Raw genomic sequence first — 23,602 nt, 5'->3', positions numbered from 1 at the left:
CCACCTCCACCCTGCCGACCCTAGCGGCGCGGGCACGGGCGGGGGAGTCGGGCGGCCCGATGGTGTGCGCCGTCACCGGCCGCGGCGCCACCGTGCCGGGGACCACCACGCGGTGGACGGGGCCGGGGCGGGCTCCGGGGTCGGGTCCGCAGGGGTCGGTACGGGCTCGGGCAGCGGCGCGGCCGGCTCGGGCACCGGGGCCGGCTCGGGTGTCGGATCGGGCGTCGGCTCGGCGGGTGGGGCCGCCAGGGCGGCCGGGCTCGGCCACGGGGCGCCGCCGTGGATCGGCTTGTCGGGGGTGAAGGCGACCGGCAGGGCGGCGAGGGCGCGGATCCACGGGGAGGCGCGCCAGGTGAGCGCCTCCTGGGGGACGGCCAGATGCAGATCGGGCAGCCGGTCGAGAAGCGTGTCCACGGCGGTCTTGGCGATCAGCCGTGCGTGGTCCTGGGCGGGACACGCGTGCGGGCCGCCACCCCAGGCCAAGTGCGCCCGGTTGCCGGTCAGTTCGGTATCGGGCGTGCGCACCGCGGGGTCGGCGTTGGCAGCCGCGATGCCCAGCAGCAGGAAGTCGCCGCCGCGGATCAGCGTGCCGCCGAGCAGGGTGTCCCGGGTGGCCCAGCGGCCGGCCGCGTTCTGCATCGGCGGGTCCTGCCACAATACCTCGTCGAGTGCCTCGTCGGTGGTGCGCCGGCCGCCGGTGAGGGACGCGTGCAGGGTGTGATCGGTCAGCAGGATGCGCAGCGAGTTGCCGATCCAGTTGGCGGTGGGCTCGGTCGGGGTGATCACGAGCAGGTCCTCGATCACCTCGGCGTCGGTCAGCCCGGAGGGGTGCGCGAGCATCCAGGACGTGACGTCCGCGCCCGGGGTGATGCGCTTGGTCGCGACCAGGTCGGTCATCATCCGGTGCAGGACGGCCTGATGCGCGAGCGCGTCCGGACCGCCGTCGAACATCCCGTTGATCGTCCGGACCAGGTGCGGCCCGTCCGGCGCGGGCATGCCGACGATCCGGCCCATCGCCAACAGCGGCAGCCGCTGTGCGTACTCGGTGAGCAGGTCGGCCTCGCCTCGGGCCACGAACGTGTCGATCAGCGAGTCGGCCATGTGCTCGATCTCGCCGCGCAGGGCCCGCCGATCGACGCGACCCAGGCTGTGCGCGACGGCCGCGCTGCGCCGCCGATGCTCGGGGCCGTCGGCACACAGGATGGACGGGCGGTACTCGACCATCGGCGACAACGGCCAGTCGGCCGGGACCCGGCCCTTGATCCGGTCGAGCCACAACCGCGAGTCGTGCGAGAACCGGTCCGGATCACGGAGTACGGCCAGCAGTTCGGCATAGCCCAGGACCAGCCACGCACGCACGCCGCCGTCCAGGACGACCGGCGCCACCGGGCCGTGCCGTTCGCGCAGCTCGCGGTACAACCCGGCCGGGTCGGACTCGAAGCGTGGGCCGGACAGGGCCACGAACGGGCAGCCGGATCTCTCGGTCATCTCAGGACACATCCCGCTCTGCCGCTGCCACGGCTGCCGCCGGCGCATATCGGCCCGCCCCCGGTGGGCGACCCGCCCCTACTACGGCCCGGAACCATATCGTGCTCGCGGCCGGCTGCCACCGGTTCGAATCGGACACGAACGGCCTTTTGCCATACGGGAATCGATCTTCGACCCGCGGCTGCGGGGTTCGGTGCCCGCAGCCGGTCGGGCCGGCCTTCGCGGTAATTGGTCGTGGGTGTGCTCGCGATGGCGTACAGTTGTGTTCACCGACGCGGGGTGGAGCAGCTCGGTAGCTCGCTGGGCTCATAACCCAGAGGTCGCAGGTTCAAATCCTGTCCCCGCTACTTGGATCACAGGCCCGGCATGAAAATGTCGGGCCTGTGGCGTTTCCCGGGATCGTGCGTCGAGCCGAAAAGGGCGGCACTCGCGCCCGCGGGGTGTGCGGGTGTGCGGCTCAGACGGTGATTCCGCCGACCAGCCTGGCGCGTTCGGTGAAGTCCTTGACCGCGCGCACGTCGGCGTACGGCTTGAGGCCGATCATCAGGTCGTTGAGGTAGGCCGCGTTGCGCGACGAGTGCACCCGGTCGGCGATCTCCAGCGCCTGCCGGCCGGTCGCGCAGGCCGCCTCGATCTCGCCCGCGCGCAACTCGGCCTGCGCCCCCACGGCCAGCCGCAGCCCGTGCGAGCGCTGGTACGCCTCGCCGCGCAGGCCCGCGAGCGCCTGCACGGTGAAGTAGCGGGTGCGCTCGGGCACGCCCAGGTCGCGGTAACACTCGGCGCCGTCCGCGCACAGCCGGTCCCACGTGAAGAAGTCGATCCACTCCGGATCGGGATCGCCCGTCCGGGCCCGCTCCAGGTGGGCCTCGGCCGCGTTGAGCGCGCGCCCGCACCCCGGCGCGTCGCCCGCGCGGGCCTGGGCGCGGGCCTCGACCAGGTGCAGGAAGCCGGTCACCCGGGAGGTCGCGATGCCCTTGTTGCGCTCGATGGCGGCCTGGGCCAGGTCGACCGCGATGTCGGGGTTGCCGCGATAGGTGGCCTGCAGGCTCATCGAGGCGAGCACGTAGCCGCCGAGCGGTACGTCCGCCGCCGCGCGGGCCAGCCGCAGGGCCTGGATGTAGTAGCGCTGGGCGACCTCGTGTTGGCCGGTGTCGAAGGCCATCCACCCGGCCAGCCGGGAGAGTTCGGCGGTGGCGCCGAACAGCCTGCGCCCCACGTCGTCGTGGTAGCTGCCGCGCAGCAGCGGAGTCGCGTCGCAGCGCAGACACTCCGGCACCATCGACGCCCGCCAGTCGCCGCCGCCGTACTTGCTGTCCCAGCGTCGGGCCTCCTCGGCCGCCTCGCGCAGCTTGGTCACATCGCTGTGTCCCACGTGCGACCCGGTGCCGCGATGCTCGGCGCGGGCGTCCGCGGGGGTGATCAGCCAGCGGGCCATCGGGGTGCCGTAGGCGGTGACGGCGAACGTCCCGGCGAGCAACTCGCGTCGATTCACGTGGTCGTGCCTCCACAGGTCGGTGGCGGTGCGAACTGCCTCCCCGACATCGCGTGGGAAGGCCAGACCGAGATCGGGATCCACCGGCCGGCTGTCGTCCAGGCCGATCTCCTCCAGCGGCACCGGGCGACCGAGGCGCTCCGCGAGCACGGCCGCGATCAGGTGCGGCACGGGGCCCTGCGGAGTCATCCCCTTGCCCACCCAGCGGGCCACGGAGGTCTTGTCGTAGCGGAGGGAGAGACCGCGCCGGGCGCCCAGGTCGTTGACCCGGCGGGCGAGCCCGGCATTGCTGACCCCGGCGACACCCAGCAACTCGCCGAGCCGGCCGTTGGGTCCGCGCTCGCGCGGGGGCCGGGGGCGGGGGTCGGCGGACTCCTGGTGCGGGAGTTCGGTGGTGGTGTGGAGGGTGTCGAGGCGTTCGGGGGGCGCCTGCTCGGCGCCGGCCGGGGAATCGCCGAAGGAGCCGTCGGACCCGGCGCCGACGCCTCCGCTCACCACCCCCGGATCCGGGACCTCCCGGTCTCCGTCATCGGGACTCGAACGCCCCGACTGATCCTGCTTGGGACTGCCGCGCATAGTTTGCCCCCAAAGGCAACCCTCCGTCCGCCTCAGCGTAACCGGACCGGCCGGCTCGGGTAAGGGAGATATTCGCCAATCCCGGGAGTGAAGCGACGCGAATTTACGGGTTGTTCCCGGGCGCGTCGCCTGCGGGACAACCCTTGGCCAAGCGATCACCAAGGACGGGCCGCAATCATTGACAGAACGTACTTGACGTCGCGTCAGTACCCAGGCACGGTCAAAAGGCACCATGCGCCGGGTGCGTGTCCCCGTGCGCCGTCGGATGCGCTCTACTCAGGCTTGCCTAACCTTGGTTCCATGGAAGTGTCGGATCACGTACGGCCGGTATCCATGGTGGTTTGCGCGGGGCCATAACCCGGAGGGGGTCGAGATGCGCTGGTTCGCAGGGACGTCCGAGAGTCGGAGCGTGACCCGGCCGACCGGGGCCAGGACGTTGTGGGACGGCTCCGATCCGCTGTGGCTGGTGGGGAATTGGCCTGCGGACGAGGTCCGGGTGGTCAGCCGGGGCGGGATGCGGATGGCGGTGCTGGGCGTGTGCGGCGCCACCGACGCCGAGCTGGAGGTCGGGCTCGCCATCGCCCGCGGCGGCGCGTTGCGACACCTGACCGGGTGGGCCGGCAGCTACCACGTGGTGCTGCGTACCGGCGTGCGGACCGTGGTGCTCGGCGATCTCGCGGGTGTGCGCCAGGTGTTCCACGCCGAGCCGGCCGACGGCGTGGTCTACGCCTCGCACGCGCTCCCGCTCGCCGACCTGACCCGGGCCGGCCTGGACACCGAGGCGTTCGCGGCCCGCCTGGCCTGCCCCGACGTGCCCGAACTGGTCGCCGGCCGCTCGATGTTCGCGGGCGTGAGCCGGCTCGAACCCGGACACGCGCTGGACGTGGGGCACGGGACGGCCCGGGTGCGGCTCTACGAACAGCACCGCTCCCCGCTCGACTTCCCCGGCGCGGCCGACGCGCTTGGTCGGGCGCTGTCCGACGCGGTCGGCCGCCGAGTGGCCGGATCCAAGCGCCCCGGCGCGGATCTGTCCGGCGGCCGGGACTCGGCGGTGCTCGCACTGCTGGGCGCCCGTTCGGTGGCGATGGCCAAATCGCGCGACCTGATCGCGGTCACCTGGGCCGAACCCTGCGCCCCCGGCGACCCGGAGTCCGCGGCCGACATCGTGGCCCGCTCGGCGCGCCTGCGCCACCTGATCGTCCCGGGCGACGTCGACCACCTGCCGTACACCGGCCTGGAGGACGTGCTCACCGGTGCGGTGATGCCCGACGAACCGGGCTTCTCACTGATCGGGATGGCCCGAACCACCCGCACGTTCAACGCCATTCGCGACGCCGGCATCGACATGCACATCACCGGCTACGGCGGTGACGCGGTGCTGGGCACCCCGCTCGCCTACCTCGCCGACCTGGCCATGGACCGTCGCCGGATGACCACCGCCCGGCACGCCCGCACCTGGGCGCGCAACCTGGGCCTGCGCGGCCACGACCTGGCGGGCACCGCGAACCGGGTCGCCCGTACCACCTTCCCCCAGGCACTCGACCAGCTCGCGGAGGTCTTCGCGGGTTCCGGTCGGGTGGACGCGGGTCCGGCCGCCGCGATCGCGTGGTGCACCGCGGCCCCCACGGCGGTCTGGACGACGCCGGACATGCGCCGCCGTCTCGCCGTGTCGCTGCGCCGCCTCGCGGGCGAGTCGGTGGTCTCCGCCGGATCCGTTGTCGCCGCGGACCCGGCGGTCCATGGCCGTCCGGGGGACCGCGCCGCATGGGTCGCGGTCCGCCGGGCGGCGGAACGCCAACGCGCCTGCCAGCAACTCGCCGAGCGCATCGGAGTACGGGTCCAGGCGCCCTATCTGGACACCGCCGTGGTGCGCGCCGGGCTGGCCCTGCCGGCCTGGGCCCGCGATCGGGACGACGGGCCCAGGGCGCTGCTCACCGCGGCCGTCCAGGGGCTGATCCCGCGGCACACCCTGGGCACGGTGCACCGGGCCGACTACACCGAGGCCGAGCGACGCGGGCTGCGCTTGAACGCCCGGGTGCTGCGCGACCTGTTCGCCGACCCACTGTTGGCCGAACTGGGCGTGCTGGACCCGGTCGAGGTGCGCCGCACCCTCGACCACGCGATCGGCGGCGCGAACCTGGACAAGGGCGAGCCGGCCACCCCCCGCCCCGACCTGCCGCTGGGCGCGCTGGCCGACATCGTCTCGGCCGAACTGTGGCTGCGCGGCGTCTGGGAGGGCCGAGTGATGCGCTGGGACGCGACGCCGAGTTCGGCCCCGGGCGTACGCATCGCGGCCGTCGCGTAGGCGCCGCACCCGTACCTGCACCCGGACCCGGACCGACAAGCCGATCCGGGCAAGCCCCGCGGCCACGGGGCCTGCCCGGCGCGCCGGTCGATCCCCCTCATACGTGCGCCCACGCCCGGCCGACCGGCCGGCCGTGGGCGCACAAGACTTTGCGGGTGGCCGGGCGGCCGGGCCGCCGGGCCGGATGAGCCCGGTCGCCCGTGCGCCCCGACCCGCATGCCGCCCCGCCGCCGCGTCGCCGGTGCGCCGGGCCGCTCGTCACCCCTGTGCGCCCGGGCCCGCTCCCCGAGTGGCTCCTGCGGGGCCGCCCGCTCCGTGCCTCCGTGCCGGCCGTTCCGTCGTCGTGCCCTTGCTCCGCTTTCGGTGCGCACCTAGCATGCGAGCGTGACACCTACCGACCGGTAGGAATGTCCGATCCGGCATGATCCAGCGTGACACCGCAGGGGGAGTACACACATGAGGGACCGGCACCTCGAACCCGAGCACCTCGCCTTTCGCGAATCCGCGCGCGAGTTCTTCCAGCGTGAGGTGGTCCCGTTCCACGACCAGTGGGAGAAGGACGGCATCGTCGACCGCTCGGTCTGGCTCAAGGCCGGCAAGCAGGGGCTGTTGGGCACCGACGTGGACGAGCGCTACGGCGGCGGCGGGGTGGGCGATTTCCGCTACCTCGCGACGTTGTCCGAGGAACTGATCCGGGTGGCCGCGTCGGGGGTGGGCTTCGGGCTGCACAACGAGGTGGTCGCGCCGTACCTCAACGACCTGGCCACCGACGAGCAGAAGCAGCGTTGGTTGCCCGGCTTCTGCTCCGGCGAGATCATCACCGCGATCGCGATGACCGAACCCGGCGCGGGCAGCGACCTCCAGGGCGTGCGGACCACCGCGATCCGGGAGGGCGACCACTACCTGCTCAACGGCGCGAAGACCTTCATCACCAACGGCATCAACGCCGACCTGGTGATCGTGGTCGCCAAGACCGACCCCGAGGCCAAGGGCAGCAAGGGCATCAGCCTGATCGTGGTCGAGCGGGGCATGCCGGGCTTCGAGCGGGGGCGCAACCTGGACAAGATCGGGATGAAGGCGCAGGACACCGCCGAACTGTTCTTCTCCGACGTCCGGGTGCCGCTGAACAACCTGCTCGGTGAGGAGAATCGCGGCTTCTACCACCTGATGAACAACCTGCCGCAGGAACGCCTGGGCATCGCGAGCGCGGCGGTCGCCGGTGCCGAGACGGTCTTCGCGCACACGCTCGAATACGTCAAGACGCGGACGGCGTTCGGCCGCCCGATCGGCTCGTTCCAGAACACCAGGTTCGAACTGGCGGAGATGGACACCGAGTTGGACATCGCGCGGACCTACGTCGACGACTGCATCATGAAGCACGTCGCCGGCGAGCTGGACGCGGTCGCCGCCTCGAAGGCCAAGTGGTGGACCACCGACCTGCAAAAGCGGGTGGTCGACCGCTGTCTGCAACTGCACGGCGGATACGGCTACATGCTCGAATACCCGGTGGCCAAGGCGTTCGTCGACACCCGGGTGCAATCGATCTACGGGGGGACGAACGAGATCATGAAGGAAATCATCGGCCGTTCCCTCGGCATCTGAAGCGGAGCACGAACATGACGGATGGTCCGATGGCCGAGGCGCTGCGGCCCGAAGCGATCACGGCGTGGCTGGCCGAACGGGCCGCGGTGCGCCCGCCGCTGGGCTTCGACCTCGTGCTCGGCGGGCGGTCGAATCTCACCTACCTGGTCTCGGACGCCGACGCGCGCCGCTGGGTGCTGCGCCGGCCCCCGCTGGGGCACGTGCTCGCGACCGCGCACGACATGGGGCGTGAGCACCGGATCCTGGCCGCGCTGGGCTCCGGGCGGACCGAGGTGCCGGTGCCGGCGGTGGTCGGTCTGTGCAGCGACGAGACGGTCAACGGCGCGCCGTTCTTCGTGATGGACTTCGTCGACGGGCAGGTGATCCGCTCCGCCGAGGACGCCGCCACCCTGCTCACACCGCAGGCCCGGCGGCGGGCCGGGGAGCAACTCGCGGACGTGCTCGCGGCGATCCACGCCGTGGACGTGGACGCGGTGGGGCTGGGCGAACTCGGCCGGCGCGAGGACTACATCGGGCGCCAGTTGCGCCGCTGGCACCGCCAGTGGGAGGCCACCCGGGTGCCCGGGATCGAGGCGATCGACGACGTGCACGACGCGCTCGCGGCATCCGTCCCCGCCCAGCAGGGCGCCACGATCGTGCACGGCGACTTCCGCCTGGACAACGTCATCCTGGGCCCGGACGGCACCGTGCGCGCGGTGCTGGACTGGGAACTGTGCACGCTCGGCGACCCGCTCGCCGACGTGGGCACCACGCTGATGTACTGGGTCGAGGCGGGCGAGGACGGCACACTGCTGCCCGCCGACGGCACCGCGAGCGAGGGCTTCATCGACCGGGCCGCGTTCGCCGCGCGCTACGCGGCGGCCACCGGTCGGGACCTGTCGCACATCCGCTGGTATCAGGCGTTCGCGTGCTGGCGGCTCGCCTGCATCCTGGCCGGCGTGCTCGATCGATACTCCGCCGGCGCGATGGGCGAGCAGGACGCGGCCGGGCCGTTCACCGTCGACGGGCTGCGCGCGTTGGCCACTCGCGCGCAGGAGATCCTCGCGCACGCCTGACCGCCGTCCGGGTGGCGTTCGCGCGCGGAGGTGAGCGCGCGACATTCGGGTGGTATGGGGCCCTCCACATCCGGATTCGGTGACGAGGAGGGCCCATGGCCGACGCTGAGCCGAAGGGCGTCGTGGTCGGCGTGGACGGGTCGGAGCCGGCCCGGCGGGCGTTGGACTGGGCGATGACCGAGGCCGAGCTGCGCGGGTTGCCGCTCTACGTGGTGACCGCGCAGCCCGCGACCCCCGGTTATGTGGTGCTCGCGCCCGGCCCGCACTACCAGGAGGACCTCGAACGGGTGCTCGCCGAATTGCGGATCCGGACCGAGACCACGGTGGCCGAGGTGAACGGCGAACGCGAACGGCCGTTCGGCGGACAGGCCGTGGTCCAGGTGTACTCGGGCACGGCGACCGAGGTGTTGCTCGGGATGTCCGAGCGGCACGAGATGGTCGTGGTGGGTTCGCGTGGCTCGGGCGGTTTCTCCCGCCTGCTGCTCGGCTCGGTCAGCACGGCGGTGGTGCACCACGCGGCCTGTCCGGTGCTCGTGGTGCGTAGTTGATCGGTTTGTCGGATCTCGACCGAGACCTGCTCGACCGATACTGCCTCACTCGGGCCTGCCTCAACCGAGACTGCCTCAACCGAGACTGCCTCAACCGAGACTGCCTCAACTGAGAAAAAGGGTGTCCAACTCGTCCTGCGTGAACGGCTTCCCGGGCAGCGGGGACGAGTGTCCCGCGTGCAGGCCGTCGAGCAGGATTTCCAGATAGCGACCGGCGATGGTCAGTCGTTGTGGGTGTGGAAGCCCCGACGGGGGCAGCAGACACGACATCATCAGCGATATGTCGGCGTCCGAGACGTCCGCTCGGAGCAGCCCGCAGGACTTGGCCTGATCGACCAACATGCCCACCGCGTCGTTGAGTTCGGCGCGCGAGGAACTCATCTCCTCGGTCACCGGGACCCGCCCGCTCAGCGCGGGGAACAGTCGGCCGGCACCCGAGCCGACCGCGCGGCGTAAGTATCTGGCGAGCGCGGACCACGCGTCCGGTTCCTCGTCCAACGCGTTGACCGCCTCGGCGGTCAGTCGGTTGGTCTCGGCGATCATGATGCGTTGGACCAGTGCCTCCTTGCCGGTGAAGCGGCGGTAGATGGTGCCCACCCCCACGCCGGCACGGCGGGCTATCTCCTCCATCGGAGCGTCGTAGCCCAGCTCGCCGAACACCTCGCGGGCCGCCCGGAGCACCTGCTCCAGATTGCGTCGGGCGTCGGTGCGCAACTGCGGCGACGGCTCGGCCGGCCTGCTTCGTTGCGGCTTGCGAGCCGGTGGAATCGTCGTTGTGTGTCGACCTCCGACGCCGTCGCTGCCGGTGTCCTGCGTCTTCGTGGTACGCGTACGCGAAGCGCCGCTCATAGCGTCTCCCCCGGAAGGCAAGTGTGTCGATTCCCCCACCAGACCCCGCTTTGCCCAGGGCGTCGAGACTACCCGAACCGACCCCACCCCAGAAGCGGAATCCGACAGCACGGTTGTGAAGATATCGCTGACCGCTGACCTCTCGTCACCACCCGTACGGGGCACACAAACCCGACGAACACCTGTCTGTGGCCCTCGGAAAGGGGCAGAGTGGAACGCATGACGACCTCGACTCGGCCCGAGCGCATCCTGATCGTCGGCGGTGGCTACGTCGGCCTGTACACGGCCCTTCGCCTGCAACGGAAACTCAAGGCGGGAGAGGCGACGGTGACCGTCGTCGAACCGCAGTCGTACATGACGTACCAGCCGTTCCTCCCGGAGGCCGCGGCCGGCGCCATCTCGCCGCGCCACGTGGTCGTCCCGCTGCGCTCGGTGCTGCCCAAGTGCCGCATCGTCACCGGCACCGTGGAACACGTGAACCACGCGAAGAAGACCGCGACCATCGAACTGCTCGGCGGCGAGACCTACGACGCCTCCTACGACCTGCTCGTGGTCGCGCCCGGCTCGGTCGCGCGAACCCTGCCGATCCCGGGGCTCGCCGAGTGGGGCATCGGCTTCAAGACCGTCGAGGAGGCCATCGCGCTGCGCAACCACGTGCTCGAACAGATGGACACCGCCTCCTCGACCCGGGACCCCTCGATCCGCGACCACGCGTTGACCTTCGTCTTCGTCGGCGGCGGCTACGCGGGAGTGGAGGCACTCGCCGAGCTGGAGGACATGGCCCGCTACGCGTGCCGGTACTACCACAACATCACCCCGGCGGACATGCGCTGGATCCTGGTCGAGGCATCGCCGCGGATCCTGCCCGAGGTGGGCGAGGACATGGGCCGGTACACGGTCGCCGAGCTGCGTCGACGGGGCATCGACGTACGCCTGAACACTCGGCTGGAGTCGGCCCGCGACCGGCACGTGGTGCTCTCGGACGGCACCGAGGTCGACGCGAGCACGCTGGTGTGGACGGCGGGCGTCAAGCCCAGCCCGATGTTGATCGCCACCGATCTGCCGCTGGACGACAAGGGTCGGCTCAAGGCGCGCGCGACGCTCGAGGTGGAGGGGGTCCCGGGGGTATGGACGGCGGGCGACTGCGCGGCGGTGCCCGATCTGACCAAGCCGGGCGAGGAGTTCACCGGTCCCAGCGCGCAACACGCGGTGCGCCAGGCGCGGGTGCTCGCGGACAACATCATCGCGACGCTGCGCCGGCAACCGCAGCAGCAGTATCGGCACAAGCACGTGGGCTCGGTGGCCTCGCTCGGCCTGCACAAGGGCGTCGCGCAGGTCTACGGGATCAAGACCAAGGGTCTGCCGGCCTGGTTCATGCACCGCACGTATCACCTCAGCCGCGTGCCCACGCTGAACCGCAAGATGCGCATCATGGCGGAATGGACACTGGCCCTGATGTTCCGGCGCGAGATCGTCTCGCTGGGTTCGATCGAACACCCGCGTGCCGAGTTCGAGTACGCCACCCGAGGCGACCGCAAGCCCACCAGGTAGGGACGATCGACCGGCGGGCTCGTAGGCTGAAGCGTCGCCCGAGGGTCGAGCGACTCGCGACCGGGTCCCGTACATTGCCACAGCGCACTCCTGTGGTACCCCGAACGGGGGCCCGGCCTCGGGGTGTGATTCCCTCACGGCCGACTTTCGCTCACACTGGTGATGTCACCTGCGGTAAACCTCCATGCGCTTTGCGTGAACGAACTCTCTAGGAAGCGAGCGGTTGAACATCACTCGGTGGGGCGCCCGGCTGGCCGGTGACCGGCGCCGCTCGGTGCCGGCGGCACGCAGCCAGGAATCGAACGACACCTTCCCGTTGCGCGACGTGCTGGCCCACGCGCCCGCGTTGATCGCGGTCACCCGAGGGTCGAACCACGAGCTGTGTTACGTCAACGACGCCTACCGGGCGGTCTTCGGCGCGCGCAGAGCGGGTGTGCCGGCCCGGGACGCGCTGCCCGAACTCGCCGAGCACGGGCTGCTGACGCTGATGGATCAGGTCTATCGGACCGGGCGCGGGCGGACCGTGCGGGCCCGGCGGGTCGACCATCGCGGCGAGACGTACCCGGGCATGCCGGAGAGCGAGCGCAGGCACGGCTACTACACGTTCGTCTGCACGCCGGTCCGTCCCGAGGCGGCCGGCCGCGGCGGCGACACCCGGGGCGTGCTGGTCTTCGCGGTCGACGTCACCGACCAGGTCCAGGCCACCGACCGACTGCGGGAGAGCGAGCGGCGGCACCGGCAGGCCGCGGTCACCCTGCAACGCAGCCTGCTGCCACAGCGGTTGGAGAACCCCGACGACCTGATCGTGGCCGCCAAGTATCTGCCCGGCGGCACCGACGCGGCGGTCGGCGGCGACTGGTACGACGTGATCACCCTGGGCGCGGGCCGCACCGCGCTGGTGATCGGCGACGTGATGGGCCGGGGGGTGCGCGCCGCCGCGGTGATGGGCCAACTGCGTACGGCGGTGCGGGCGTACGCGCGGCTGGACCTGCCACCACACGAGATCCTGCAACTGCTCGACGAGACCGCGATGGAGATCGACGCGACCCAGATCGCCACCTGCGCCTATGCGGTCTACGACCCGGGCGAGGGCGTGCTGACCTACTCGACGGCGGGCCATCTGCCGCCGTTGGTTCGCGACGGCGAGGACGTGATCCACAAGCTGGACGACGCGAACGGGCCGCCGCTGGGCACCGGTGCGAGCTGGCCGCACACCTCCGGGCGGATCACCCTCGATCCGGGCTCGACCGTGGTGCTGTACACGGACGGCCTGGTCGAGCGCCGCGGCGAGGACCTGGACGAGGGCATCGACACGCTGGGCGCCGCGTTGTTGTCGTCGGTGGGCGAACCCGAGGCGGTCCGCGACCACCTGATCGCGCACATGCAGTTGCCCGAGGAACACGACGACGACATGGCGATGCTGGTGCTGCAACTGCCGCGCCGCGAGGGGGCCCAGGCGCGGCTGTTCCGGACCGCGTCGCTGGACCTGCTGGGCGGCAGCGAGGTGGCCGCGCGCGGGCGGGCGTTCACGTCGGGGGTGCTGGCGAGTTGGCAGGTCGGCGAGGAACTGCGCGAGATGGGCGTGCTCGCGGTGAGCGAGTTCGTGGCGAACGCGCTCACGCATGGGGCGGCGCCGATGCGGTTGCGCCTTCGGCGCACCGATCGGCGGTTGATCGTCGAGGTTTCCGACGCGGACGATCACGTGCCTCGGCGGCGGCGGGCTGCGGCGGACGACGAGAGTGGGCGGGGGGTGGCGATCGTGGCGACGATCGCGAAGTCGTGGGGGAGTCGGCTCACGGATGAAGGCAAGACGGTCTGGTGCGAGTTCCCGTTGGGTTGACCGGGGGTTTTGGCCTCATGCGCCGGCCGGGCTGGTTCGCCTCAAGCGCCGGCGAGGCTGATTTGGCCTCATGCGCCGGCCGGGCTGATTCGCCTCAAACGCCGGCGAGGCTGGGTGGCCTCAAGCTCCGGCCGGGCTGGTTCGCCTCAAGCGCCGGCGGGGCTGAGTGGCCTCAAGCGCCGGCCGGGCTGAGGGGGGTGCCGGCCGGGCCGGGTTGGGTTTATGCGCCGGCTGGGGTGAGGGGCTTGGGGATGGGGTGGGGGGTGGATTCGGCTATGAGGAGGCCGTTTTGGGTGGGGTTGAGGGTGTGGCGCATGCGTAGGGCCAGGAGGGTGATCAGGAGGGAGCAGGCCATCAGGGCGGCCAGGTAGGGGCCGTAGAGGCCGGCGCCGACCATGACGCCGGCGAAGGCCGGGCCCGCGGCCATGGCGAGTTGCTTCACCAGGGACTGGGCCGCGTTGTACTGGCCGAGCAGGTGTGCGGGGGCCAGGTCCGCGACCATCGGGCCCAGGGTCGGTGCGAGCAACGACTCGCCCACGCCGAGGAGCGCGAACGTGGCGATGATGGTGACCGCCGCCGCGACCTTGTCGTCGTGTACCAGGCCGGAGATCGCTGTCACGATCCAGGCGAGCAGCCAGACCAGGCCGGTCGCCGCGATCACCGTGCTGCGCCGGCGGCGCTGGGTGATCCGCAGGACGGTGAGCTGACCCAGCACGATCACCGCGGTGTTGGCCGCGAGGGCGACACCCAGCATGCTCGGCGAGATCCGGCTGACCTCGGTCGCGAACGCGGCCAGGCCCGACTCGAACTGGCCGTAGCAGGTGAAGAAAATGACCGCGCTGACCACACACAGCCGGACCATCGCACGGTTCTTCAGCAGATGCCGAAAGCCCATGCCGCGCACCGTCCCGGCCGGCGCGGCCGGCAGCGCAGGCAGTCGGACCGTGCCGCACACCGCGCCGAGCACCAGGAACATCACGGTCTCGACGGCGAACAGCAGGGTGAAGCTGGCCGGCCGCGACGGGTCGACGATCATGCCGCCGATCAACCCGCCGATGCCCAGGCCCAGGTTGTTGAAGGTGAACTGGAGCGCGAACGCGCGAGCGCGGGTGAGCGACGTCGTACACCGCACGATCATCGTCGCCAGCGCGGGCTGGATCGCGGCCACACCGGCGCCGAGCAGCGCCGCGCCCAGCATGACCAGCGCCTCGCCGCGGGCCAGGCCCAGGGTCAGCGCGCCGAGTGCGGCCACCACCGAACCGATCGCGACCACCGGGCGAGGGCCGCGCCGGTCGATCGCCGGACCGATCATCGGGAGGGCACACAGCGCGGCGATCGCGAGCACGCTGAACATCAGGCCGGCCTGACCGGCCGACAGGTGTCGCACCCGCGTCACGTACACGAACAGGAACGGCACCGTGAATCCGCTGCCGAACGCACTGAGCGCGTTCCCGAGTTGGATCCGACGCAGAGCGCCTTGGGTCGCCATCACACACCTCCCGACTACCGGTCGCGCGGGCCGGCTGCTCCGGCTCGCGGGGGATCGGTCGACAGGCCCGGCTCGGGCATCCGAAGGCGCGCGAAAGCGGCCGACCCGCCCCGGGGCGGCCTCGGGGCATGCCCGAGTCCGGCGAGGGGGTCGCCTGTATCCGCGTCGAGGCGGGCGGGCCGGGGGCGGCCGGGCGCATGCCCGGGCCCACGCCGGCGTCGCTGCCGTGCCTGATCCGATGAGTCCGAGTCCTCAAGCCTGAAGACTTCAGAGCTAAACTATACGGATCTATAGCGTTGCCGTCCAATGCTTATCCGGCGTCGGCGCGCAAGGCGACGATCGAGCGGGTCGGAGATGGGATACTGCCCGGCATGACAGAGGGGGCCGAGCCGCCAACGGCGGACGAAGGCGACATCGAGGAATACCTCGCCGTCTTCCAGCGCGAATTCCCCGAGGTGGATCCGCAGGTCGAGACGATCGTCGCGGCGCTGTCCAAACTCAACCGCCGGATGAGCGTCGCGTACAGCCGCCAACTCACCGCTCTGGGCATCACCAACGCCGAGTGGGAGGTGCTCAAGGCCCTGGTGCTGGTCGGGCGCCCCTACCGGCTCAGCCCCGGTGACCTGGCCCGCCGACTGGGCCTGACGCCCGCCGCGATGACGCACCGGCTGGACCGCATGGTCGCCGAGGACCTGGTCACCCGGACCCGGGACGAGCAGAACCGGGTGCGGGTGATCGTCGAGTTGACCGGCACCGGTCGCGATGTCTGGCTGCGGGTGGTCCGCGAGGCCGCGGTCTTCGAGGCCGCCCTGCTCCAGGACCTGGGTCCGGCCGAGCGGCACGCGCTCGCGGCCGGTCTGCGCGGCATGCTGGCACGGGTCGAGGAATCCCAGCCGGACGCGGGCGGGCGCCTGGACACGGAGTGATCCGGCGGGCCCGAGCGCTGCCACGTTCGGGTGCACGCCACGGCGGGACACCTGAAGAAAAGAGACCGGATACATGCGACTGCGCATTCCGAGGCAACGGACCGACATCGAGCGGCTGGACCGACCGCTGCCCGCGGGCCTGTCCAGGCCGGCTCCGCGCGTCCTGCGCGCGCCGCGACCGAGGTCCCCGCGCCCGGCCGAGGATCCGCTGCTCGAGTACCGCATGGTGGTCACCCGCACGCTGATCCGTCACCGACCGGTCGCCTCCGGCGGGTGCGACTGCGGCGTGCCCGCGCCGTGCCCCGTGCGGGCACACGCGGCCCGCCTGCTGGAATGGGTCTGACCGCTCCGGCCGGGCCCGGGACGTGTCCTCGATCCCCCGCCGGGATCGAAGACACGCCCTAGGGTGTAGCCCATGCACCACGCCTGGTCCATCTGCCCGCCGCCCCGCCACTGAGCGGGGCGTCCCCGGGTCCGATCCGGTAGTCCCGGGTCGCGGCCCCTGCTCGGCCTGGCCCGAACCGGTGCCGCCCCGCTCCGACGTTGCCCTGTAGGCGTCGAAGTCGGAGCATTCCCATGTCTGTTCGTACCTTCCTGCACGCTGCCCGGAATACCCGATCCGGGCTCGATCTGTTCGTCCTCGCCGGAGTCCTGTGGGGGACCGGCGGCATCGCCGGTTCGTTGTTGGCCACCCGAGCCGGGTTGCATCCGGTGGCCGTCGCGGCCTATCGGCTGCTTCTCGGCGGTGTGTTCATCACCGCCTACGCACTCGCCTCGGGGCGGCTGCGGGTACGTCGCCCGAGCCGGGCCGAACTCGGCCGGATCGCGGGCCTCGGCGCGCTGTTCACGGTGTTCCAGGCCGCCTACTTCGCGGCCGTGTTCGCCACGTCGGTGAGCCTGGCCACGCTCACCACCATGGTCGCGGTGCACATCATGGTCACCATCGGCTCCGCCGTGCTGGAGCGCCGCCGACCCGGACGGATCGCGATCGCGAGCCTGACCGCGGCCGCCCTGGGCCTGGCCCTGCTGCTCGGCTCACCCGTCGGCGGCGACCGCGGCGCACTCGTCGGCATCGGATTCGCGCTGGTGGCCGCCGGCGGGTTCGCGGTGTTGACGCTGGACACCCGGCCGGACCTGCCCGGGCTCGACCGGGTCACCGCCACCGGGCTCGGATTCCTGTTCGGCGGCGGCCTGTTGCTGCCGGCGGGGCTGGTGGTCGGGATGGCCGTGCCGATGCGCGCCGACACCCTGGGTGCGGTGCTCTTCCTCGGCGTGGTGCCCACCGCGGGGGCGTACGTCGCCTACTTCACCGCGCTCGGCCGGACGCACGTGGGCGGCGGCATCGTCGCGGTGCTGCTCGAACCGCTGACCGCGACCGTGCTCGCCGCCTTCCTCCAAGGCGAACGACTGGGCCCGGAGCGGCTGTTCGGCGGCGCCCTGGTGCTCGCCGCGATCGCCGTGCAACACCGCGCGGTCGGCCCGACCACGCGCGGCTGAATCCTGCGGCCCCGTCGACCCTTCGGGCGGAAACCGTCCCGAATCACCCGTCCCGTCCCCGATTCTCGGCTAACGTGCGGCGACATGCGGCACACGGCCGGGAGACGAAGGAGTTGCGCATGAGCGTGTCCGAGGGGATCTCCGACGGGGCCGCGTACGCGCCGTTCGACCCGACCGCGTTGCCCGCCACCGGGGGTTACTACAAGAAGCTCCCACCCACGCCGTGCACCTACGACACGGTCCCCTTACCGACCGAGGCGGTCGACGGCCACCCGATCGTCTGCAAGAACCGTGCCTGCAAGTACTACCGCAAATCCGACAAGGTCGAATACAAGTCCGGCCCCCGCGCCTACCGCTGCGAAGAATGCATGACCTGGACGGACTGACCCCGCCCCGCCCACCCCCAAGCAACCCGACGCCGCCCCGCCTCGACCCCACCCGGCACCCGAGGCCACCGACGAACGCAGCCCCGCCTTCGGCCCGTCCGGCACCCGAGGCCACCGTAAGCAACCGAACGCCTACCCGCCTTCGGTCCGCCCGGCATCCGAGACCTCCGCAAGCACCTTCAGCCCGGCCGGCGTTCGAGGCCACCCCACGGAACCGAACGCCCCCGCGAGCCAAATCCCCCACAGGGCCATGCGGCCACGAACATGGTGGGTCGGGCCGATCGCCGGGTCACCGTACGGCCACGCGGCGACCAGGCCCGGCCACGATCAAGGGGCGCCCTCGGCAGAGACACGCATGCGCATCATTCCCCGTCCGGGAGCCGCTGATTCCGTTTCGGGGCAACTGAATTCGCCGATTCCGCGCCGGCCGCCCGCGCCGCGGCCTTCGCGCTCGCCCGGCGCAACCACCACCAGAACACCCGACCCACCGCGACCAGCACGAGCAGCACCACGACGCCGAACGACCACCAGAACGCGGTGGGGGAGGGCAACTGCCCCGGCGGGGTGTCCGGCCACGCGTGCGGCAGATCGTCGGGATCGCCCAGCAGCGAGCGCATCGCCAGCGCCGAGTTCTTGTAACCGACCTCGTCCGGCCAGTCCTTGCCGCTCGCCAGCGCGGCCAGCCCCGTGGACAGCCAGATCACCGCGGTGCCGGCGACCAACAGCAGCAGGCCCGCGATCAGCAGGCCGTCCGGGACGCCCTGCGCGGGCGCCCGACCCGGCGTCGGCTCACGTGGGTGCGGCGGGTGTCCGTAGGACCCCATCTAGGCCGCCGGATCGTCGGCCAACGCCGCCTCGGCACGCACTCGTTCCTCCACCGCGTCCTCGGTCATCGCGCGGTCGGTGTAGACCATCGGCCGTTCGGTGTCGGTGATCAGATGCTTGACCACCTGCACGTTGCCGTTGACGTCCCAGACCGCGATGCCCGGGGTCAGGGTCGGGATGATCTCCACCGCCCACCTGGGCAGACCGAGCACCTTCCCGGTCGCGCGCGCCTCGTCCGCCTTCTGCATGTACACGGTTCTGGTCGAGGCCATCTTCAGGATCGCGGACGCCTCCTTGGCCGCCGCACCGTCCACCACGTCGGAGAGGTGGTGCACCACCGCGACGAAGGACAGACCCAGTCGCCGGCCGAACTTGAGCAGGCGCTGGAACAACTGGGCCACGAACGGGCTGTTGATGATGTGCCACGCCTCTTCGACCAGGAAGATGCGCTTGACCCGGTCCGGCCGGATCCAGGTGTGCTCCAGCCACACGCCGACGATCGCCATCAGGATCGGCATCGCGATCGAGTTCCGGTCGATGTGCGACAGGTCGAAGATGATCAGCGGCGAGTCCAGGTCGATGCCGTCCGTGGTCGGCCCCTCGAACATGCCCTTGAGGTCGCCGTCGGTGAGGCGGTCCAGGACCAGCGCGACGTCCAGACCCCAGACCCGCACGTCCTTGACGTCCAGGCTGAGCAGTTCGCACGACTCCGGGGTCGGATTGCGCAGTGCCTCGACGATGTCCGGAAGGATCGGCTGCCGCCCGTGCACGGTGCGCATCACGTGCGTGTGCGCGGCCTTGAGCGCGTATCCGGCCCGCTCCTGCAACGTGTGGCCCATCGCCACCTCGATGATGGTGCGCAGCAGCGCCAGTTGCCCGGTGACCGCGATCGCCGGGTCGAGCGGGTTGAGCCGCACCGCCTCCCCGGAGAAGTCGTTGGGGTCCAGCCGGACCGGCTTGACCCCCAGCGCCTCGGCGATCAGGTTCCACTCGCCGACGCCGTCCTCGCCCTGTGCGTCCAGGACCACCACCTGGCGGTCGCGAAAGCGCAATTGGCGCAGTACGTACGTCTTCTCCAGCGCCGACTTGCCGTTCCCGGACTCGCCCAGGACCAGCCAGTGCGGCGCGGGCAGTTGCTGACCGTAGAGTTGGAACGGGTCGTAGATGTAGCCCTTGCCGGAGTAGACCTCGCGGCCGATGATCACGCCCGAGTCGCCCAGCCCGGGTGCGGCCGTGGGCAGGTAGACCGCCTGGGCCTGGCCGGTGGACGTGCGCACCGGCAACCGCTGGGTCTCGCCCCGGCCGAAGATGATGCCGGAGAATCCTTGGGTCAACGCGGACATCACACCCGACACGTGATCACCCCATCAGTCCCGTCCGCGGCGACACCGCCGACGCTCACTTTCGAATCCCCGTCGCGAACGGCAGCGTGTTGACGAACGCGCGGTGCTGCTCGCGGTCGCACCACTCCAGTTTGAGGAAACACTTGCCCGCCGACGCGCGGATGGTGCGCTTGTCCCGGGAGAGTTGGTCGGGATTGCGCGAGGACACCGTGATGTAGCCGACGATGTTCACCCCGGCCGCGCCGCCCGCCAGGTCCTCGCCGCGCTGGTCGACCCGGCCGGTGTGGGCCATGTCGCGCGGGTCGACCACCCGGTTCATCTTGGCCGCGCGGGCCGCGTCCGCGTCGTCGTTGGTCTTCTCGGTGAGCATGCGCTCGATCGCGATATCGGTGGGCTCCAGGTCCATGGTGACCGCGACGGTGCGGATCACGTCCGGGGTGTGCACCAGGAGCGGGGCCAGGAAGTTGACGCCGACCGGGGTCAGCGGCCACTCCTTGATCCACGCGGTGGCGTGGCACCACGGCTCGGCCGAGTCCGACTCGCGGGTCTTGGCCTCCAGGTAGTTCGGGTGCGTCGCGTCCAACTCGGCGGGCCACGCGTAACGCGCCTGCATGCCCTCGAACGCGTCGATCTGGTGCTCGGGGTCGTACATCGAGTGGATCAGCGAGGCCAGCCGCGCCTCGTTCAGCGGCTGCCGGACCCGGATGTCCGCCTCGGTCAACCGGGCACACACATCGGTGAGTTCACGCGCCATCACCACGCCGATGCCCTTGTCGCCCTTGCCCATCACATTGGCCTCGGCGGCCAGTTCGCGGGTGTAGTGCATGCACGCGATCAGGTAGGCGCGGTGTTGCTCGGACGACGTGGACACCATCGACTGGAGCTGCTCGTACGAGTCCTGCACCCACATCGGCGCCTGGTGGTCGCCGCGTCGGGCCACGTCCTTGGCGTGCGCGTCCGGGTCGGCCGGCAGCGTGCGGGCCAGCACCTGGAGCCGGGTGACGAAGCCGTCGCCGTTGGCCACGTGCTTGAGCAGCGTGCCGAACCGCTCGACCAGCGCCTCCTGGTCCTCCGAGTCGCGCAGCCCCACGCCGGGGCCCTCGATCTCGATCGCGGCGGTGACCGTACGCCGTTCCAGGTGCATCAGCACGGTCAGATCGTCCGGTCCGAACGGCACGCTCGCCCAGGCCACCCGACCGACCCCGGGCGGTGCGCCGACCGCGACGCCCTGCCCGGTCAGCTTGGTGCCCGCCTCGGTGACGGCCGACCGATACGTGGCGCCGCGCTTGAGGGTGCGCTTGTAGGTGCGGTTGATCTCCCACCAGCGGTAGAACGTGCGCTTCTTGTACGGCATGTACACGGCGGCGAACGCGAGCACCGGGAAGCCGACCAGACCGGCGATGCGCAGTGGCAGGATCGGTACCAACAGGCCCCAGAGCAGCGCGAGTCCACCGGCGGCGATGATCAGGAAGATCTCGCCGGGCTCGCGGTTCTTGCCGATCACCGCCGAGGGTTTGGCCTTGCCGATCAAGAAGGTGCGGCGTCGGGCGACCGGTTGCGTAGTCATTACTCTTTACCGTTCCTCGCGTGAGGCGTTGCCGCGGGATTGGCCGGAGGCGGTGGTGCCGGTGTCGGGGCGCCGCCCGATCCTCCGCCCCTGGTGCCATGGGCCGCAATGCCCGACGATACGGCGTTCGCGGTCACCGGGGCAGATCCGGAACCGGTCGATCCCCGTGAGGCGTGTGCCTGGATGCCCTGCTTCATGTACGTGGCCGGACCGTTGACCATCGAGGCGGGACCGGCCGACTGCATCGCCTTGCGACTGCTGTGCAGCGCGGCCATGTCGTCGCCGATGCTGGGCACGAATCGGTAGATGAGCACGCTGGCGAAGATGGACAGGAACAGGATCGCCAGGCCGGAGAGCACCGAGGAGAACGCGTCGTCCTTGCCGCCGGACGTGACCGCCGTGGCCAGCCCGAGCACGATCACGACCACGGGCTTGGCGAGCAGCACCGCGATCATGATCCCGGCCCAGCGGCGCACGTGGTGCCACATCGCCTTGTCCACCAGCCCCGAGTACACCGCGGTGCCCAGGATCGCGCCGACGTACAACATCGCCGCGCGGACCAGGAGTTCGACCCACAGGACGGCCGCGGCGGCCATCGAGAGCAGCGACACGAAGATCAGCATCACCGGCCCGCCGCCGAGATCGCTCGCGGGATCGAGCGCCTTGGAGAAGCCGCCGAGGAACTTGTTGGTGTCCTGTTGGGTGCCGGTCGCGATGGCCGCGGTGATCGCGTCGGTCATCGAGACTGCCAAGTAGAGGATCAACGGGGTGAACGCGGACGCGATCACCGCGAGCCACAGATAGCCGATCGCCTCGCTGACCGCGGTGCCGATCGGGACCCCGCGCACGGCGCGCTTGGCGACGGCCAGGATCCACAGGATCAGGGTCAGGAAGGTGGACGCGGCGAACACCACGGCGTACTGGCGCAGGAATCCGGGGTTGGTGAAGTCCACCTGGGTGGTGTCGTTGACCGCGCCGGCCAGCTTGTCGATGATCCAGGTCGCGGCGTCGGCGCAGCCCTTGGCGATCGAGCCGAGCGGGTCGGTGACCGTGCCCAGCGTGCCGCCGCCCGGGGCGCCGGGACCGCCGTTGTTGCAGATGTCCTTGGCCGGGCCGGTGAGCAGTTCGCACTCCGGCTTGTTGGCGGGTGCGGTCGCGCCGGGCGTCGCCCCGGGTGTGGCGCCCGGTGTGGCGCCGGGTGTGGGCTCGGCCCAGGCGCGCGTGGCGCCGAGCACGACGACGGCCGCGGTTGCGGTCAGCGTCCCGCCCAGGGTCGGGAATCGGTTGCGAAGGCTGCGGCGTCCCCGGTCAGCGTGCATGGCGCAATTCCCCGAACTCCCCGTCGGCCTTGGCGATGTCTTTGGCGCTGGACGGATCCTGCAATCCGGAGACCGGAGTCGGGCCCTCCTTCTGGCTGAACTCGACCAGCTTCCAGTCGCCGGACACCCACGACATCTTCATCGTGGTGGTGTTCCACGCCTCGGCCACCGGCTTGGTGGAGTCGGGCCCGGCGAGGCCCACCACGCCCACGCTCCAGACCTCCACCGTCGCCGAAGCAGGGGTGAAGACAACGGACTTGGTGCCCATCGGCACGGCCCGACAAACGAAGGTCAGGCCCTTGGGCGGGTTTCCGTCGGGCTGAAGGCCGAATGTCGCGGTCTGCGCGCGGAACACCTGGTCGACGCGCGCGAGCAGACCGTCGCGGATCGCCGGGTCGGTGATCGCGGCGATGATCGCGGCCCGGGGCTGGGCCCGGAACATCCGGTCCGAGCCGTACGCGACGACGAAGTTGGCCGCCGCCGACTGGGCGCCCTCCGCGGTCTGCGGGTAGCCGACCGGCACGCCGGACTCGGTGCGGTCGGGCAACTGCGCGGCGGACAGCGGCGGTCCGCCGGGGTTCGACGAGTCGGCCGGGGAGGTCTGCCCGGTGTCCTTGGCGGTCGAGCCGCCGTCCTGGTCGGAGCGGTTCGCGGCGAACAGCAGGGACACGATGACCACGGCGATCACCACGACGACGCCGATCCCGGACAGTATGGGGTTGCGCCTGGGCTGCGGACTCTCCGGTGAGGAGGTGGGTCTGGGCAGCCGGGTACGCGTGGCGGGTTCCTCGTCGTTCATGGCCTGTCCCCCCTCACCGCGGCAGGCCGGAAGATACGGACGACCTGCGCGCACAACACAGTCCCCGGGGGCGGAGTACCGCCGGGTTCGGTTGCAGCCGGAACGATCTTCCCAGACGGGAACTCATTCCGGTGGCGCCGTACCG

At 71.2% G+C, this 23,602-nt stretch carries 19 protein-coding genes and 1 tRNA gene; 11 read left to right on the top strand and 9 right to left on the bottom strand.

Going from position 1 to position 23,602, the window contains the following annotated elements:
* Positions 1-72: 72 nt before the first annotated feature.
* A complete protein-coding gene (locus tag ACH4U8_RS35920) occupies positions 73-1,488 on the bottom strand; it encodes a cytochrome P450 (protein WP_395782518.1) in 1,416 nt (471 codons plus the stop codon).
* Between the two features lie 273 nt (positions 1,489-1,761).
* On the opposite strand from ACH4U8_RS35920, the gene ACH4U8_RS35915 reads away from it, so the two are divergent.
* Positions 1,762-1,835 (top strand) — tRNA-Met (locus ACH4U8_RS35915).
* Positions 1,836-1,945: 110 nt separating this feature from the next.
* Here the strand turns inward: ACH4U8_RS35915 and ACH4U8_RS35910 are convergent.
* Positions 1,946-3,292: an MFS transporter gene (locus ACH4U8_RS35910; RefSeq protein ID WP_360312193.1), complete on the bottom strand. Its 1,347-nt coding sequence runs from the start codon at positions 3,290-3,292 to the stop codon at positions 1,946-1,948.
* A gap of 673 nt (positions 3,293-3,965) precedes the next feature.
* Between ACH4U8_RS35910 and ACH4U8_RS35905 the strand changes: the two genes are divergently transcribed.
* The 4 genes from ACH4U8_RS35905 (at position 3,966) to ACH4U8_RS35890 (ending at position 9,066) form a co-directional block, all read left to right on the top strand.
* Positions 3,966-5,861 carry an asparagine synthase-related protein gene (locus tag ACH4U8_RS35905; RefSeq protein ID WP_395782517.1) on the top strand — a complete coding sequence of 632 codons (1,896 nt, stop codon included), beginning with the start codon at positions 3,966-3,968 and terminating at the stop codon, positions 5,859-5,861.
* A 456-nt stretch (positions 5,862-6,317) separates the two neighbouring features.
* Positions 6,318-7,463 (top strand): acyl-CoA dehydrogenase family protein, encoded by a 1,146-nt coding sequence (locus tag ACH4U8_RS35900; RefSeq protein ID WP_360311971.1) that lies wholly within the window; start codon positions 6,318-6,320, stop codon positions 7,461-7,463.
* 14 nt (positions 7,464-7,477) lie between these two features.
* A complete protein-coding gene (locus tag ACH4U8_RS35895) occupies positions 7,478-8,518 on the top strand; it encodes a phosphotransferase family protein (RefSeq protein WP_395782516.1) in 1,041 nt (346 codons plus the stop codon).
* 95 nt (positions 8,519-8,613) lie between these two features.
* Complete coding sequence (locus ACH4U8_RS35890; RefSeq protein WP_360311967.1) at positions 8,614-9,066, top strand: universal stress protein; 453 nt, start codon at positions 8,614-8,616, stop codon at positions 9,064-9,066.
* A 105-nt stretch (positions 9,067-9,171) separates the two neighbouring features.
* Here ACH4U8_RS35890 and ACH4U8_RS35885 read toward each other — a convergent pair whose 3' ends face one another.
* On the bottom strand, positions 9,172-9,915 hold the full coding sequence (locus ACH4U8_RS35885; protein WP_395782515.1) for a TetR/AcrR family transcriptional regulator: 744 nt from the start codon (positions 9,913-9,915) through the stop codon (positions 9,172-9,174).
* 219 nt (positions 9,916-10,134) lie between these two features.
* Between ACH4U8_RS35885 and ACH4U8_RS35880 the strand changes: the two genes are divergently transcribed.
* Both ACH4U8_RS35880 and ACH4U8_RS35875 read left to right on the top strand, forming a co-directional pair.
* Positions 10,135-11,466 carry an NAD(P)/FAD-dependent oxidoreductase gene (locus ACH4U8_RS35880; protein ID WP_360311963.1) on the top strand — a complete coding sequence of 444 codons (1,332 nt, stop codon included), beginning with the start codon at positions 10,135-10,137 and terminating at the stop codon, positions 11,464-11,466.
* A 223-nt stretch (positions 11,467-11,689) separates the two neighbouring features.
* Positions 11,690-13,306 (top strand): SpoIIE family protein phosphatase, encoded by a 1,617-nt coding sequence (locus tag ACH4U8_RS35875; protein ID WP_360311961.1) that lies wholly within the window; start codon positions 11,690-11,692, stop codon positions 13,304-13,306.
* Between the two features lie 220 nt (positions 13,307-13,526).
* On the opposite strand, the gene ACH4U8_RS35870 is transcribed toward ACH4U8_RS35875, so the two are convergent.
* Complete coding sequence (locus ACH4U8_RS35870; RefSeq protein WP_360311959.1) at positions 13,527-14,795, bottom strand: MFS transporter; 1,269 nt, start codon at positions 14,793-14,795, stop codon at positions 13,527-13,529.
* A 371-nt stretch (positions 14,796-15,166) separates the two neighbouring features.
* Between ACH4U8_RS35870 and ACH4U8_RS35865 the strand changes: the two genes are divergently transcribed.
* The 4 genes from ACH4U8_RS35865 (at position 15,167) to ACH4U8_RS35850 (ending at position 17,604) form a co-directional block, all read left to right on the top strand.
* Positions 15,167-15,721 (top strand): MarR family transcriptional regulator, encoded by a 555-nt coding sequence (locus ACH4U8_RS35865; RefSeq protein ID WP_360311957.1) that lies wholly within the window; start codon positions 15,167-15,169, stop codon positions 15,719-15,721.
* Between the two features lie 73 nt (positions 15,722-15,794).
* On the top strand, positions 15,795-16,064 hold the full coding sequence (locus ACH4U8_RS35860) for a hypothetical protein (RefSeq protein WP_360311955.1): 270 nt from the start codon (positions 15,795-15,797) through the stop codon (positions 16,062-16,064).
* A gap of 233 nt (positions 16,065-16,297) precedes the next feature.
* Positions 16,298-17,218: a DMT family transporter gene (locus ACH4U8_RS35855; protein WP_395782514.1), complete on the top strand. Its 921-nt coding sequence runs from the start codon at positions 16,298-16,300 to the stop codon at positions 17,216-17,218.
* Positions 17,219-17,337: 119 nt separating this feature from the next.
* Positions 17,338-17,604 (top strand): hypothetical protein, encoded by a 267-nt coding sequence (locus tag ACH4U8_RS35850; protein WP_360311951.1) that lies wholly within the window; start codon positions 17,338-17,340, stop codon positions 17,602-17,604.
* A 362-nt stretch (positions 17,605-17,966) separates the two neighbouring features.
* Here the strand turns inward: ACH4U8_RS35850 and ACH4U8_RS35845 are convergent, their stop codons facing one another.
* From ACH4U8_RS35845 to ACH4U8_RS35825, 5 genes are read right to left on the bottom strand one after another with little or no spacing between them, the layout of a single operon-like run.
* Positions 17,967-18,428: a hypothetical protein gene (locus ACH4U8_RS35845; RefSeq protein WP_395782513.1), complete on the bottom strand. Its 462-nt coding sequence runs from the start codon at positions 18,426-18,428 to the stop codon at positions 17,967-17,969.
* Positions 18,429-19,772 (bottom strand): ATP-binding protein, encoded by a 1,344-nt coding sequence (locus tag ACH4U8_RS35840; RefSeq protein ID WP_379990038.1) that lies wholly within the window; start codon positions 19,770-19,772, stop codon positions 18,429-18,431.
* Between the two features lie 55 nt (positions 19,773-19,827).
* Positions 19,828-21,339, bottom strand: a complete 1,512-nt coding sequence (locus tag ACH4U8_RS35835) for an SCO6880 family protein (protein WP_360311945.1) — start codon at positions 21,337-21,339, stop codon at positions 19,828-19,830.
* Positions 21,339-22,658 carry a hypothetical protein gene (locus ACH4U8_RS35830; protein WP_395782512.1) on the bottom strand — a complete coding sequence of 440 codons (1,320 nt, stop codon included), beginning with the start codon at positions 22,656-22,658 and terminating at the stop codon, positions 21,339-21,341. Before ACH4U8_RS35830 ends, ACH4U8_RS35835 begins: the two co-directional genes overlap by 1 nt.
* Complete coding sequence (locus ACH4U8_RS35825; protein ID WP_395782511.1) at positions 22,648-23,457, bottom strand: hypothetical protein; 810 nt, start codon at positions 23,455-23,457, stop codon at positions 22,648-22,650. The genes ACH4U8_RS35830 and ACH4U8_RS35825 overlap by 11 nt, the downstream gene beginning before the upstream one ends.
* Positions 23,458-23,602: the final 145 nt, after the last annotated feature.

This window comes from Embleya sp. NPDC020886 (genome assembly GCF_044333915.1).
GTDB lineage: Bacteria > Actinomycetota > Actinomycetes > Streptomycetales > Streptomycetaceae > Embleya.
This window is presented reverse-complemented; position numbering and strand designations above follow the sequence as displayed.

Bases quoted from the DNA above. Each gene is read 5' to 3' on its own strand.
- ACH4U8_RS35920 (WP_395782518.1), bottom strand. From the start codon at position 1,488: ATGACCGAGAGATCCGGCTGCCCGTTCGTGGCCCTGTCCGGCCCACGC.
- ACH4U8_RS35900 (WP_360311971.1), top strand. From the start codon at position 6,318: ATGAGGGACCGGCACCTCGAACCCGAGCACCTCGCCTTTCGCGAATCC.
- ACH4U8_RS35895 (WP_395782516.1), top strand. From the start codon at position 7,478: ATGACGGATGGTCCGATGGCCGAGGCGCTGCGGCCCGAAGCGATCACG.
- ACH4U8_RS35890 (WP_360311967.1), top strand. From the start codon at position 8,614: ATGGCCGACGCTGAGCCGAAGGGCGTCGTGGTCGGCGTGGACGGGTCG.
- ACH4U8_RS35885 (WP_395782515.1), bottom strand. From the start codon at position 9,915: ATGAGCGGCGCTTCGCGTACGCGTACCACGAAGACGCAGGACACCGGC.
- ACH4U8_RS35880 (WP_360311963.1), top strand. From the start codon at position 10,135: ATGACGACCTCGACTCGGCCCGAGCGCATCCTGATCGTCGGCGGTGGC.
- ACH4U8_RS35870 (WP_360311959.1), bottom strand. From the start codon at position 14,795: ATGGCGACCCAAGGCGCTCTGCGTCGGATCCAACTCGGGAACGCGCTC.
- ACH4U8_RS35865 (WP_360311957.1), top strand. From the start codon at position 15,167: ATGACAGAGGGGGCCGAGCCGCCAACGGCGGACGAAGGCGACATCGAG.
- ACH4U8_RS35860 (WP_360311955.1), top strand. From the start codon at position 15,795: ATGCGACTGCGCATTCCGAGGCAACGGACCGACATCGAGCGGCTGGAC.
- ACH4U8_RS35855 (WP_395782514.1), top strand. From the start codon at position 16,298: ATGTCTGTTCGTACCTTCCTGCACGCTGCCCGGAATACCCGATCCGGG.
- ACH4U8_RS35850 (WP_360311951.1), top strand. From the start codon at position 17,338: ATGAGCGTGTCCGAGGGGATCTCCGACGGGGCCGCGTACGCGCCGTTC.
- ACH4U8_RS35845 (WP_395782513.1), bottom strand. From the start codon at position 18,428: ATGGGGTCCTACGGACACCCGCCGCACCCACGTGAGCCGACGCCGGGT.
- ACH4U8_RS35840 (WP_379990038.1), bottom strand. From the start codon at position 19,772: ATGTCCGCGTTGACCCAAGGATTCTCCGGCATCATCTTCGGCCGGGGC.
- ACH4U8_RS35835 (WP_360311945.1), bottom strand. From the start codon at position 21,339: ATGACTACGCAACCGGTCGCCCGACGCCGCACCTTCTTGATCGGCAAG.
- ACH4U8_RS35830 (WP_395782512.1), bottom strand. From the start codon at position 22,658: ATGCACGCTGACCGGGGACGCCGCAGCCTTCGCAACCGATTCCCGACC.
- ACH4U8_RS35825 (WP_395782511.1), bottom strand. From the start codon at position 23,457: ATGAACGACGAGGAACCCGCCACGCGTACCCGGCTGCCCAGACCCACC.